The sequence below is a fragment of the Brevundimonas sp. EYE_349 genome (assembly GCF_023147505.1).
GTDB lineage: Bacteria > Pseudomonadota > Alphaproteobacteria > Caulobacterales > Caulobacteraceae > Brevundimonas.
In genome coordinates, this window is sequence record NZ_JAHXPB010000003.1 from 76,994 (window position 1) to 89,704 (window position 12,711).

9 protein-coding genes are annotated in these 12,711 nt (G+C 67.0%); all 9 read right to left on the reverse strand.

Annotation, left to right across the window (positions count from 1 at the left end; translation table 11 throughout):
- Positions 1 to 6: 6 nt before the first annotated feature.
- The 9 genes from KZX42_RS06610 to KZX42_RS06650 all read right to left on the reverse strand — a co-directional run bounded on the left by KZX42_RS06610 (position 7) and on the right by KZX42_RS06650 (position 12,611).
- Complete coding sequence (locus tag KZX42_RS06610; protein WP_248118216.1) at positions 7 to 786, reverse strand: SDR family oxidoreductase; 780 nt, start codon at positions 784 to 786, stop codon at positions 7 to 9.
- Complete coding sequence (locus tag KZX42_RS06615; RefSeq protein WP_248118219.1) at positions 783 to 1,214, reverse strand: nuclear transport factor 2 family protein; 432 nt, start codon at positions 1,212 to 1,214, stop codon at positions 783 to 785. Before KZX42_RS06615 ends, KZX42_RS06610 begins: the two co-directional genes overlap by 4 nt.
- 44 nt (positions 1,215 to 1,258) lie before the next feature.
- On the reverse strand, positions 1,259 to 2,020 hold the full coding sequence (locus KZX42_RS06620) for an SDR family NAD(P)-dependent oxidoreductase (RefSeq protein ID WP_248118221.1): 762 nt from the start codon (positions 2,018 to 2,020) through the stop codon (positions 1,259 to 1,261).
- Positions 2,021 to 2,117: 97 nt separating this feature from the next.
- Complete coding sequence (locus tag KZX42_RS06625; RefSeq protein ID WP_248118223.1) at positions 2,118 to 3,680, reverse strand: AMP-binding protein; 1,563 nt, start codon at positions 3,678 to 3,680, stop codon at positions 2,118 to 2,120.
- A gap of 166 nt (positions 3,681 to 3,846) precedes the next feature.
- Positions 3,847 to 5,019 (reverse strand): acetyl-CoA C-acetyltransferase, encoded by a 1,173-nt coding sequence (locus tag KZX42_RS06630; protein WP_248118225.1) that lies wholly within the window; start codon positions 5,017 to 5,019, stop codon positions 3,847 to 3,849.
- 135 nt (positions 5,020 to 5,154) lie between these two features.
- Positions 5,155 to 7,824 carry a LuxR C-terminal-related transcriptional regulator gene (locus tag KZX42_RS06635; RefSeq protein ID WP_248118227.1) on the reverse strand — a complete coding sequence of 890 codons (2,670 nt, stop codon included), beginning with the start codon at positions 7,822 to 7,824 and terminating at the stop codon, positions 5,155 to 5,157.
- A gap of 177 nt (positions 7,825 to 8,001) precedes the next feature.
- On the reverse strand, positions 8,002 to 10,338 hold the full coding sequence (locus KZX42_RS06640; protein WP_248118229.1) for a TonB-dependent receptor: 2,337 nt from the start codon (positions 10,336 to 10,338) through the stop codon (positions 8,002 to 8,004).
- A gap of 74 nt (positions 10,339 to 10,412) precedes the next feature.
- On the reverse strand, positions 10,413 to 11,492 hold the full coding sequence (locus KZX42_RS06645) for a 2Fe-2S iron-sulfur cluster binding domain-containing protein (protein WP_248118231.1): 1,080 nt from the start codon (positions 11,490 to 11,492) through the stop codon (positions 10,413 to 10,415).
- A 15-nt stretch (positions 11,493 to 11,507) separates the two neighbouring features.
- Positions 11,508 to 12,611, reverse strand: a complete 1,104-nt coding sequence (locus KZX42_RS06650) for a fatty acid desaturase (protein WP_248118233.1) — start codon at positions 12,609 to 12,611, stop codon at positions 11,508 to 11,510.
- Positions 12,612 to 12,711: the final 100 nt, after the last annotated feature.

Below are 12,711 nucleotides of genomic sequence, written 5' to 3' on the forward strand. Positions count from 1 at the left end.
TGCTGCTCAGTTCAACGCATCGGCGCTGGCGTCGCCCAGGTCGTTGCCGCCGTCGACGTTCAGGATGGTTCCCGTCACGTAAGCGGCCGCTTCGCTAGCCAGATAGAGGGCCGCCTGGGCGATGTCCTGCCGAGTTCCGTAATCGCGCAGGGCCAGACGCGCCTTCAAGGCGGCCTCCGACGCCGGATCGGCGGTCAGACGGGCCATGCCTTCGGTATCCTTGATGGGTCCGGGCGAAATGGCGTTGACCCGCACGCCGGCCGGTCCCCATTCCAGCGCCAGGCATTTGACCACCATGTTGACGCCGGCCTTGGCCGCGCAGGCATGCACCTGGAAGGGCATCGGATTGACGGCCTGGCCCGCAGTGATGGCGATCAGGGCCGCGCCCGGCTTCCGCAGATGGGCGAAGGCCGCGTGGAAGACGTTGAAGGTGCCCAGGAGGTCGATGTCGACCACCGTCTTGAACCCATTGGCCGACAGCTTGGCCGCCGGCGCCAGGAAGTTCCCGGCGGCGCCGGACACCAGGACGTCGATGGGGCCATGGGTTTCGGCGACCTCGGCGTAGATCGCCTCCAGCCGCTGATGGTCGCGGACATCCCCGGCATAGGCCGTCGCGTCGACGCCAAGCGCGCGCAGACCTTCGGCCGCCGCCTCGATCCGTTCGGGATTGCGGCTGAGGATGACCACCCGCGCCCCGGCCCGGCCATAGGCCTCGGCGATGGCCAGGTTGATCCCCCCGGAGGCGCCGGCGATGAAGGCGACCTTGTTCTCGAACGACGGCTTCATGTCGCGTCTCCTGGCGCTGGGCCGCGCATCATGGCGGCGATGTCTGGATGCTCCTTGATCCTGGCGGTCATTCTCTCAAGGAACAGCAAGGCGACCTTGGGCGGGCGAGAGAAGATTTCGAAGACCGAGATCAGGCCCTGATCGTTCAGCCGCACCCAGTCGACGCCCGACATGGTCTGCCCCTCCACCTCGGCTTCGAAGCGCAGGATCAGGATGTCGCCGTCCGCCACGACATCGGTGTAGCTCAGGCGATCGAACGACGCGGCCGCGAACCCGAGAAGCGGGGCCACAAGCCCCCTGCCCCTCCAGGATTTTCCATAGGTCGGGGGACGCAACTCCACGTCCTCGGCCAACAGACTGTCCAGCGCCCCCGTCGCCTTGTCCTGAAACGCCGCGATGATGCGGGCGCTGATCGCGTCTGTCGGCATGGTTTCCGGCCTCGTGCTGCGCGCTCCGCGGACGGGGCAGACGGCTATTTCGCGCCCATGCGGATGGCGCCGTCCAGACGGATCACTTCGCCGTTCAGCATGGGGTTGGCCACGATCGACGACACCAGATGGGCGAACTCTTCCGGCTGTCCCAGACGGCTGGGGAAGGGGACCTGCTTGCCCAGCGAATCCTGCGCCTCCTTTGGCAGGCTTTCCAGCAGGGGCGTCCAGAAGATGCCTGGGGCGATGGTCATCACGCGAATGCCGTAACGGGCGAACTCGCGCGCGACCGGCAGGGCCATGCCGACGATGCCCGCCTTGGACGCCGCATAGGCCGCCTGGCCGATCTGACCGTCGAAAGCGGCGACGCTGGCGGTGTTGATGACCACGCCGCGCTCCTCGCCCACCGGATCGGCGTCATGCAGACGGGCGGCGAACTTGGACATCACATTGAAGGTGCCGATCAGATTGATGGCGATGATCTTCTGAAACAGTTCCAGGGCCAGGGGCTGGCCATCCTTGCCGATCACCTTGTTGGGCGGGCCGATGCCGGCGCAGTTGACCAGGATGCGCGCCTTGCCATGCAGACCCTCCGCCTCTTCCAGGGCGCCGGCGACCGCCTCGGCGTCGGTGACGTTCACCTGAAGAAAGGCGCCGCCGATGCTGTCGGCCAGGGCCCGGCCGGCTTCGGCGTTCAGATCGAAGATCGTCACCTTGGCGCCGCCCTCGGCGAGGGCTCGCGCCGTCGCGGCGCCCAGGCCGGATGCGCCGCCGGTGACGATGGCCGGGATGGCTTCGGTGATCATGGTGTTCTCCAGCTGGAATGCGAACGGGGACGACGCCCGATGGCGGGAATCGAAGGGAAGTCTGGCGACGCGGCGCAGCCGCCTCGTTCGGGCGCGACTAGACCGAGGCGGGCGCCGCCTCGCGTTCGGCGGCCTCGATCAGGACGCCGCGCACGACCTTGCCGGTCGGGGTGCGCGGCAGCTGGTCCAGGATCATCAGCTGGCGGGGATGCTTGTATCGGGCGATCCGGCTTTCCAGGAAGGTGCGGACAGTCGCCAGGTCCACGGTCGCGGGGTTCACCCCGGGACGCAGAACGGCCGCCGCCGCGATCCGGCTGCCCCAGCGGGCGTCGGGCACGCCGAACACGGCCGTCTCCTGAATGTCCGGGTGCTCCAGAAGCGCCGCCTCGACCTCGGACGGATAGACGTTCTCGCCGCCGCTGATCATCATGTCGCGGGTGCGGTCGACCACGGTGACCAGGCCCGTCTCGTCCACGAAGCCGGCGTCGCCGGTCATGTACCAGCCGTCGCGGAGAACCTTGGCCGTCTCGGCGGGGCGACGCCAATAGCCGCCCATGATGGAGGCGCCGCGAAGGGCGATTTCGCCCACCTCGCCCGTGGCGGCTTCCTCGCCACGCTCGTTGAACACCTTCAGCTCCAGGCCCTTCTGCACGCGCCCGGCAGCCCGAAGGGGCGGGTTTTCGCCCAGATGATCGTCCGGCGACAGGCTGACGGCCGCCGCCGTGGTCTCGGTCGCCGCATAGACCTGGGTGAACTGGCAGCTGAACACCGTCATGCCGCGCTGAAGGGTGGCCAAGGATATCTCCGATCCGCCATAGATGATCGACTGCAGCCGCGCGTGGTCCAGCGCCCGCACCCGCTCGTCGCGGCTCAGCATGTCGATCAGGGTCGGCACCAGAGGCATGCGCGTCACCCCGCCCTGGTCCAGCGCCTTGAGCGCGCCGTCCGGCGAGAACTCGCGCAGCAGATAGACGGCCCCGCCCTGCAGCAGGGTGAACAGGGTGAAGTTTGCGCCGATGGCGTGGAAGATCGGAAGAGCGATCAGGCAGACGTCGCCCGGCGCCCACTGGCCGATGCCGCTGTCGGCCCAGGCGCGGTAAGCCGCCATATGGTTCAGGTGCGTCTGGGGCACGCCCTTGGGCACCCCGGTCGTGCCGCTGGTGTAGAGTTGCAGGAAGGGCGCGGCGGCGTCGCCGACCGGGGCGATCTCGGCGGCGTCCTGGGCGGCCGAACGCAGGGACGGCAGCACGCCATCGGCGCCCTCGCCCGCGACCCAACCCTTTCGGCCGCCTTCCGCCAGCGGCGCGGCGAACTCTTCCGACACGACGACCAGGCGCGGCTCGCTGTCATCGAGAATGGCCTCGACCTCACGGAGGGCCAGTCGCCAGTTCACCACGACCAGAACCGCCCCGATGCGCGCCGCGGCCAGCACCAGCGCCACATAGTCGACGTGGTTTTTGCCCCACCAGACGATCCGGTCGCCCGGCTTGACGTCCTGGCTCAGCAGGAAGGCCGCCAGCCGATCCCGCTGCTGTGCCAGATCCGAAAAACTATGGACCTCGTCCTCGAACAGGACCGCAGGGCTTTGCGGGTTGGCCTGAACCTGGGCGGCGAAGGCCGCATCGATCGTGTCGAATTGCTCGAAGGGCGAGAGCGCCATTCACTTGTCCTCCACATCGGCGGCGTTCGGGCCGGAGATCGGCCCGCCGCTGCCTGTCGTTGAACCCGAACCTTTGCCGATCGGATGGGGCCGCACCCCATACCAAGGTCGGGGTCGCGCGGCGGGCCGCCTGCGTCAGATCGCCCGCCGCGCGCCTTTGTGACGGCTAGAGCGCCTCGATGATGGTCGCGTTGGAGACGCCGCCCGCCTCGCACATCGTCAGCAGGCCATAGCGTTTGCCCCGCGCCCTGAGGGCATGGACCAGGGTTGCGGTCAGCTTGGCGCCCGAGGCGCCCAGCGGGTGGCCCAGGGCGATGGCGCCGCCGTTGACGTTCATCCGCTCCGGGTCCGCGCCCAGGGTGTTCGCCCAGGCGACCGGCACGCTGGCGAAGGCTTCGTTCACCTCGTAAAGGTCGATGTCGTCCAGCGAAAATCCGGTGCGCTCCAGCGCCCGGCGCGTGGCGAAGATCGGTTCTTCCAGCATGATCAACGGATCGCCCGCCGTGACGGTCATGTTGTGGATGCGCGCGATCGGCGTCAGGCCGTGGGTCTTGAGCGCGCGTTCGCTGACCACCAGGACGGCGGCGGCGCCGTCGCAGATCTGGCTGGCGTTCGCGGCCGAGATCACGCCGCCGTCCTGCAGCAGCTTGACCGAGCCGATCGACTCCAGGGTGGCGTCGTAGCGGATGCCTTCATCCCGGCGGTGGACCTGCGGCCCTTCGGGCGTTTCGACGGTCAGTTCGACGATCTCCTTGTCGAAGGCGCCCGCCTCGGTGGCCTCAATGGCGCGACGGTGGCTTTCCAGGGCGAAGCGATCCAGGGTGTCGCGGTCCAGTCCGTGCTTCTTGGCCAGCATTTCCGCGCCCAGGAACTGGCTGAAGTTCTGAACGCCCCATTCGGCCTTCAGCTTTGCGCTCAAAGGCCCTTCACCGATCCCGGCCTTCTCGTGCAGGGTGAAGTTGGAGAACATCGGCACGCGCGTCATGCTTTCGGAACCGGCGGCGATGACCACGTCCTGGACGCCCGACATCACCGCCTGGGCCGCGAAGGACACCGCCTGCTGCGACGAGCCGCACTGACGGTCGATGGTCACGGCGGGCGTCGAATTGGCCAGGCGCGAGGACAGGACGGCGTTACGGCCGAAGGCGAAGGCCTGTTCGCCGACCTGCATCACACAGCCCATGATGACGTCATCCACCCCTGCCGGGTCCAGCCCGCTGCGGTCGACGACCGCATTCAGAACCTCCGCGCCCAGATCAACGGGGTGCCAGCCCGCAAGCCGTCCCGCGCGCTTGCCGCCTGCGGTGCGAACCGCCTCAACGATGTAGGCCTCAGCCATGATCCGATCCTTCCGGTGTTGCGAGGGTCAGCCCGGACGCCTCTCTGAACCAGAGGCCTAGGACCGGGCGACGCACCGCGCCCCCGACGAAAGTATGGCGGGCGCCGACCGGGATTCGACGGGGATCGGGCGGGGTCAGATCAGGTGAAGGTCGCGCGCCAGCCGCACTGCGCTGGCCCGATTGCGGACCTCGATCTTGGAGAACAGGTTATGCAGGTGCCATTTGACGGTCGGCACCGCGATGCCCAGACGCACGCCGATCTCCTGATTGCTCAGGCCGCCGTCCAGAAACTCCAGCATTTCGCGCTCGCGCTCGGTGATCTGGAACCCGGCGTCGTGCGCCTCGGCCGTCTGAACCAGGCGCGCCTCGGCCCGGACCTCCAGCCCCAGCAGGTCGCAGAATCGCCGCCACGCGCGGGGATCATTGCCCAGAGGCGTGCGTTCTCCGGCTTCGGCCAACTGTTTGAACATCGGCTCGATGAAGCGGCGTTCGCGCAGGAACGGTCGGTACAGCCCGTCGCGCACGGCCGTCTCGGCGCATTGGATCACCAGCCTGAGCGCGGTGGCCTGTTTGCCCATCCGGTACAGGGCCGATGCGCGCAGCAGGGTCAGTTGCATGTCCGCCAGCCCCCTGCCCTTGCGCTGGGCGTCGGTGATCCCCGGCACCAGCAGGTTCAGCGCCTGCTCCAGATTGCCGCGGCGGATCTGAAGGCGGGCCTGGATGCCGATATTCAGGTCGCGCAACTGCCAGCCATGCGCCAGGAAATGCGGGTCGGCGCTCTTGGCCGCGTCCATGCGGGCATCGAACACCGCCACCGCGTCTTCCAACACCGCCAAGTCCACGTCCTTCTGGGTCACCGCCTCCAGCCTGTAGGCCTCGCGGATCAGATTGATCGCCGGAGATCGCAGATGGTTCTCCAGCCGGCGCTCTTTCCAGTTCAGGCCCAGGGCGCGCGCGACGGAGGCCGCGCAGACGACGATCAGGGGCAGGCCGTGTTCGTCATCGGACTGTTCCGCCTTCTCCAGGTCCGAAATCGCGCCCTCGTCGTCGCAGGCGTACCACTCGACCGATGCGGCGACCAGGCGGGCGACGCGGGCGATGGGGGCGTGCGGCCCCATCAGGGCCTCGACGGTTCGGATCGCCTCCCGGGCCTTCAGCCCGCCCTCGTTGACCTTGCCCTTCAGCAAACTGGTGAAGGCCGTCAGCGCCAGGACCCAGACGCGGCCATAGGAGAAGTCGGTCTTGTCGATGGCGAAGCGGGCGCGGTGCATCGACTGCTGCGCGCTGTCGAACGACCCCTGAGCCAGTTCGGCGACGGCGGCGGCGCAGTACATGACGCATTGGTTGAACGCCGAACCGGGCGCGCCATCGGCCAACCAGCGGTCCACCGTCCGCCGCAGAGTCGGCTGATCGTCGCTGAAGGCCGACAGGGTGGCGGCGATCACCGGATGGGCCGCGTCGTCCAATCGGTTCTGCACCGCCAGGGCGTCGCGCCAGCGCCCGCTGAACACCAGGCTCCACAGCCACCAGTGCTTGACGCCGTCGCTGAGCTCGGTCCCCCGCTCGACCAGGGTGTCGATCCACTGGGTGAACAGGAACACCTTGCCGTCCAGCGCCAGACGGCTGTCGCCATAATCCTCGATCATGGCCAGGACATCGTCGCCCCCGGCCTTCAGGGCGTAGCCGATGGCCTGTTCGTGCTCGCCCCGCTTCAGATGCCAGGCGCTGGCGCGCGCATAGACGTCGCGGGCCGCTTCGTCGGCGCCGGCCTGTCGCTGCGACAACAGGAAGTCGCGAAATAGCGAGTGAAACCGATAGCGGCCTGAACCTTCGACCGTCTCGGTGATGAAATAGTCGTCCTTGGGCAGGTCCTGGAACCGCTGCTGCGTCTCCTGGCGCCCGAATACGTCGTCGATCATCTCCGCCGTCATCTCCTCCAACAGGGCGATGTCGCGAAGAAACGCCTGACGCGGCGTCGGCAGGTGATTGAAGAAGGCCTTGCTGAGATAACGGGCCACATCGGATTTCGGCCCCGACAGGTCCATGCCCCGCGCGGCGGCGCCGTCCGTCTGATCCAGGGCCAGGCGCAGAAGCTGGACCGCCGCCGGCCAGCCTTCGGTCATCTCGACCAGGCCGAAGAGGGACAGGGACAGGTCGCGCCCGCCATCCGGCGCCAGAATCTGGGCCGCCTCGTCGTTGGTGAAGGCCAGGTCGCGCGCGCCCAGTCCGGTGAAGGCGCCCGCCATGCGCCAAGTCTCGAACATGAACTCCGGCACGCCGCGCGACGAAACGACGAAATTGACCAGCTCATCCGTCTCGATCAGCAGTTGGTCGAAGAACCGGTTGGTCGAGGGCGCCTCGATGAAGTTCCAGTTGTCGATCAGGACCACGACCGGGGCGGCGGCGGGGCCGGCCTGCGGCCCCATGCCGACGGTGGCGCGATAGGCCAGGGAGGCGAAATCCTCGCCAGGCAGGGCCTCGAGCGAAAACAGGCGGGCCAACTGGGCGGTCAGCATCCGCGACAACCAGGCCGCGTCGCGATCGGCCTCGGTCACACTCAACCATAGGCAGGCGGAGCCCGCGTCGCCCAGCGCCCGAAACGCCTCGCTCATCAGCGTCGTCTTGCCATAACCCGACGGGGCGCAGATCAGGGTCAGGCGCTTGGTCAGGGCCGCCGTGCGCACCCGCTCGGTCAGCGTTGGGCGGGCGATCTGATTGGGATGGGCCCGGGGCGGACGGACATGGGCGGGCAAGGCGGCGCGTACATCAAGCGGATCCTGACGCCCGTTCAACTTGTCGGTCATGCAGCGCTCCCCCGCCGAATCTTCGTCCGCGTTTGTTGCGGGCGTTCGACCCCGTTTTTCCGGGATCGCCATTGCGCGTCATGCCAGCATCCGCCTCTCGTAAGGTCAAGAGACGCGGACGCCTGCGGGGCCGCTTGAGGGAGGCGCGGTTCGCGCGCCTCCCCCCGTCGTCACGCATCAGAACCGGTATCTGGCGTTCAGGCCGTAGGTGCGCCGTTCGCCGCGCACCAGGAAGTCCACGCCGATCGAGTTGCGAAGGTCCAACCCGTAGGAGAAATATTCCTCCTCGAAGATGTTCTTCACATAGGCGCCGATCGACAGCGGTCCGCGCTCATAGCTGGCCTGGAGGTTGGCGACCCAATAGCCGTCCTGCTGAAGATTGGCGTTGCCGTTCTTGTCGTTGAACGGCGAAAGCCAGGTGTGGCCGGTGTAGACCACGTTCGGCCGAACGATGAAGGCGCTTTCGCCATTGTCGAACAGACGGATTTCCGCATCGGCGTTCAGCGTCATCTCGGGCGCGTTCGAGAAGACGTTGCCGCTCAGATCCACGCCCGCCAGCACCAGCTTCTTGTACTCGCTGTCCAGGTAGCCGAAGCCCAGATTGAAGGTCAGGGCGTTGGTGGCGGCGAAGGTGGCGTCGAAATCCACGCCCAGCACCTGGCCTTCCGGCGCATTGCGCAGGAAGGGAACGATGCCGACGATCTCCTGCAACTGCTGATTCTTGTAGTCGTAGAAGAAGACCGCCCCGTTCATGCGCAGTCGCCGATCCAGGAAGCGGCTCTTCAGGCCGATCTCATAGGCCGTGACCTCTTCCGGCTCGACGAAGGTCAGTTGCGCCGGCGACGCATAGGCGGTGCCGTTGATGGCGCCGGAGCGATAGCCGCGGCTGTAGCTGACATAGGCCAACACGTCTTCGGCCACATCGTAATTGAGGATCAGTCGGCCCGTCACGCTGCTGGAGTTGGTCTCAAGCGACGGGCAGCCCGGCGTATCGGGGCATTTGGAGCCGGGCGGCGCCAGGAAGGGAATGAAGTTGAACTGCGGCACGCCGGCATAGTTGCGGGCGGTCGAGCTGACATCGGTCAGTTCCAGATCGTCGCGCGTATAACGCAGGCCCGCCGTCAGGGTCAGCCGGTCGGTGATGTCCCAGTTGCCGTCGCCATAAATGGCCGCCGACTTGCGCGTCTGGGTGAAGCGGTGATCCACGTTGAACCCGCTGAAGACGCCCGGCACGCCGCCGAACAGGCCCGGATAGGGCGGAGGGGCGAAGATGTTGGGCGGATCGAACGCCGGCAGGCCCGGCACCCCTTCCAGGAAGCCGAAGAAGTCGTAGGTGTTGAAGGTCTTGTTCTGATCCCAGCCGTAATAGGCGCCGATGATGCCGCGCACCGGGCGGCTGGGATCGGACGCAATACGGATGTCCTGGCTGAACTGTTCGTAGTCCGAATACCAGTTGATGTTGAACTCATCGACAGGACCGCCGTCGGCGTCCTGATCGACGCGCAGTTCACCCTTGTCGTAGGCGGTGATGGAGATCAGGTCCCAGGCGCCGAGCGCCAGCTTGCCGGTTACCGAAACGCCGCTGGCCTGAGCGCGATTATGACCGACATAGTTGGTCGCGGTCTCGTAGAAGCCCATGTCCTTGGGCCGCGAATAGCCGGTGATGGGGTTCACGCCGCCGGGACCCGAACCGATCACGAAGGGCGGCTCGCCGGTCGGATTGCTTTCGCCGGCATAGGCCCGCACCAGGAATGACAGGTCGTCCGTCGGCTTCCACAGCAGCGAACCGCGAATTGCGTAGTTGTCGATGGAGCGTTCGTCGGGATTTCCGGGGAAGAGGTTCTTCAACTGGCCGTCACCCTTTTCGACCGTTCCGGCGATACGGAAGGCTAGTCGGTCCTCGACCAGGGTCCCGCCCGCCGCGCCCGTCAGGGACCAGCGGTTGAAGTTGCCGTATCCGCCCTCGACGAAGCCGTTCAAAGGCGCGAATTCGGCCTTTCGGGTGATGATGTTGATGGCGCCGCCGACGGTATTGCGGCCGTAAAGCGTACCCTGCGGTCCCTTGACCACCTCGACCCGCTCCAGATCGAACAGGTTCATGCCCTGGGCGAACCGGGCGCTGAGATAGACCTCGTCCAGATAGACGCCGTTGGGCGACGCCTGGTTGGCGTTGAACTCATTGGCGACCGAAACGCCGCGCAGGCTGAAGTTCGGCTGGGTCTTGCCGTACGGCGAACTCACCTGAAGGTTCGGCACGATGGCCGAAAGCGAGGCGGTGTCGACGATCCCCTTGTTCTCCAGGGCCTCGCCGCCGATGGCGTTGATGGCCATGGGCACGTCCTGAAGGTTCTGGCTGCGACGGTTCGCCGTCACCACGATATCGTCGACCGTGGCCGCCTGCGGCTCGGCGGGCGGGGTCGGCGACGCCGTCTGGGCCATGGCCCCCCCGGCGCCGAATCCGCCCGCCAGGGCGACGCTCAACGCCAGAATCGAAGTCTTCGTTTTGGTCTTCATGGTTTCCCTCCATCGTCGCAATTATCGCGATCTTGAGAGGGTGGTACGCGGCCCGCCGAGGCCTGGCCCCATACTTAAGGTTTGGCCTCGGCGATATCTTTGAGCCGCGCCTGGGTTCCACTGGACATATCGAGAAAGCGATCAGCCAGAATCCGGTCGGAGGCCCAACCCTGGGCCGCCAGACTGTCGGCGCAACTGTCGACCATGATCGGCGGACCACAGAGATAGGCGTGCCCCGCCGCGCCGCCGAAACCCTTGAACTGCTCAAGCGCCGACGCGGCGAATCCACGCATCCCGCTCCAATCGCTATCCTCGGCCTCGGCCGACAGGATCGGCGCGAACCGCCAATTCGCAGGCCAGCGCTCCGCCAGGGCCTGGATCCGCTCCAGTCCGAACAGATCCGCCTGAGACCGCACCGCCAGGAAGAAATGCACATCGCGCGTCTGGCCGCTGTCGAGCGCGTGCTGCAGAACGGCCAGGATCGGAGCCAGGCCCGTTCCCCCCGCGACGCACAGCATCGGCGCTTCGTCTTCCGACAGGCCGAATCCGCCCAGCGGCCCCTCTACCGTCGCCTTCTCGCCCGTGAAGTCCCTGGCGAACAACGCCTCGGTGAACTGCCCCCCAGGCGCCAGGCGGATCATGAACTCCACCTCCTGCCCGACCTGCGGCCGGCACGGCGTGGCGAACGAGAAGGACCGCGCCACCGGCACGCCCTCCAGACCGACATGGGCGTACTGACCCGGCCGATAGGTCATCGGCTCATCCAGCACGATCCGCAGCCCCATGATGTCCGAGGTCAGGCGGGTCTGGCCCGCCACCCGGCCGGACACCTTGGCGAAGTCCGCCTGAGAGCCCAGATCGACCTCGATGGTGACGTCGGTTCGAACCGAGCTCTGACAGGCCAGGATATAGCCGGCCCGCAACTCTTCCCCCGTCAGGGGCGACAGGGCGAAGTCCGTCAGCTCGACGATCTTGCCCTCGGTCAGGCGGCATTTGCAGGCGCCGCAGGTGCCCACTGTGCAGTTATGCGGCAGAGGCACGCCGGCCAGCAGCGCCTCTTCCAGAAGAACCCCGCCTTTTCTGGCCGAAAACTGGCGGCCCGCCGGCGACACGGTGATCGTGCGCGGCGGCGCGGGGCGGAACAGATTGAACATCGTCGGCTAACCTGATCAGCGCGCGGCGACGATGGTCGCGGTCGCCGGCTTGTCTACCCATCCGGCGCGGACATTCTCGGCATGGGCCAGGGCGCGCTCCTTGTCGGTGGCGAACCGCTCGTCCCAGTCCTGAAGACGGGGCCGGATCACAGCGAACCAGGCCGGCGGCACGAAGGCCAGCAGCACGCAGACCAGGAAGTGCGGCTGCTGCGGCCCTGTGCGGTCCGGCTCCAGCAGATAGAAGGGCTTGTAGCTGTCGACGTGATGGCCGGCGTGGTTGGTGATCTCGAAGCTGAGCACCCGCACCAGGGGGCTGAGGTGGTTCCACGTGTGACGCGGCGCGAACCGGCCCGGATGCTCGGTCACCAGACCGTAGTGGCCCACGTAGTTGAAGATCTCCAGGCTGACGCGCGGGATCAGACAGGCCCCCGCCACGCACAGGGGCGCGACCCACCCGCCGCCGATGACGGCCGCGGCGATCAGGAAGGCCGAAACGGCCAGGACCGCGCGAAAGACCATGCCGTGCCGGGAAATCATTCCGACGCCGCGCTTGGTGCAGACCATCCGGTCCAGCTTCCAGGCGTCCAGCATCTGATGCGCCAGGGAGCGCGGCAGGAAGGCGTACAGATTGTCGCCGCGACGCGCCGTGTCTGGGTCGTTCGGCGTGGCGACATGCAGGTGATGGGTCACCACATGGGTCCGCTCGCGCAGGGGATCCAGGATCAGCATCTGGCTCCAGCGGCCGAACACCCGCTGCCAGGGCGACCGGCGGTGGAACAGTTCGTGGATGGCGGCGGTGATCGGCACGAAGCCGATCAGACCGGCGTTCAGACTGGCGCTGACGATGGTCCCCGTCGTCCATCCGGCGCGGCCGACCTGCCAGGCCAGGACCGCGATCTGGACGAAGCCGAGCAGCACCGTGAAGATGATCACCGTGTCGTAGAGCGCCGGATAGCGTGGATCGCGACGGCTGAAATCACGCGGCAGCGCGATATCTATGACCAGCAGGGAGAGCACCAGGGCGGTACCGGCCCAAACCCAGGCCCCGCCGGCCAACAGCCCAGCGATGCTTACGCACACCACGAATGGCGAGATCAGATATTTGGCAGGATCTTTCACAGGCGCCTCCATCATTTTGACGGCAAACTAGCCCCTGGGGCCGGATCGCACCCCCACCGGAAGTTCGGGGTCGCCGCCCCACCCGCCGCCTATGGCTGGC

What these genes read in the sequence shown, in the direction of transcription:
- KZX42_RS06630 (WP_248118225.1), bottom strand. Translation starts at nt 5,019, where the DNA reads ATGGCTGAGGCCTACATCGTTGAGGCGGTTCGCACCGCAGGCGGCAAG.
- KZX42_RS06640 (WP_248118229.1), bottom strand. Translation starts at nt 10,338, where the DNA reads ATGAAGACCAAAACGAAGACTTCGATTCTGGCGTTGAGCGTCGCCCTG.
- KZX42_RS06620 (WP_248118221.1), bottom strand. Translation starts at nt 2,020, where the DNA reads ATGATCACCGAAGCCATCCCGGCCATCGTCACCGGCGGCGCATCCGGC.
- KZX42_RS06625 (WP_248118223.1), bottom strand. Translation starts at nt 3,680, where the DNA reads ATGGCGCTCTCGCCCTTCGAGCAATTCGACACGATCGATGCGGCCTTC.
- KZX42_RS06610 (WP_248118216.1), bottom strand. Translation starts at nt 786, where the DNA reads ATGAAGCCGTCGTTCGAGAACAAGGTCGCCTTCATCGCCGGCGCCTCC.
- KZX42_RS06615 (WP_248118219.1), bottom strand. Translation starts at nt 1,214, where the DNA reads ATGCCGACAGACGCGATCAGCGCCCGCATCATCGCGGCGTTTCAGGAC.
- KZX42_RS06635 (WP_248118227.1), bottom strand. Translation starts at nt 7,824, where the DNA reads ATGACCGACAAGTTGAACGGGCGTCAGGATCCGCTTGATGTACGCGCC.
- KZX42_RS06645 (WP_248118231.1), bottom strand. Translation starts at nt 11,492, where the DNA reads ATGTTCAATCTGTTCCGCCCCGCGCCGCCGCGCACGATCACCGTGTCG.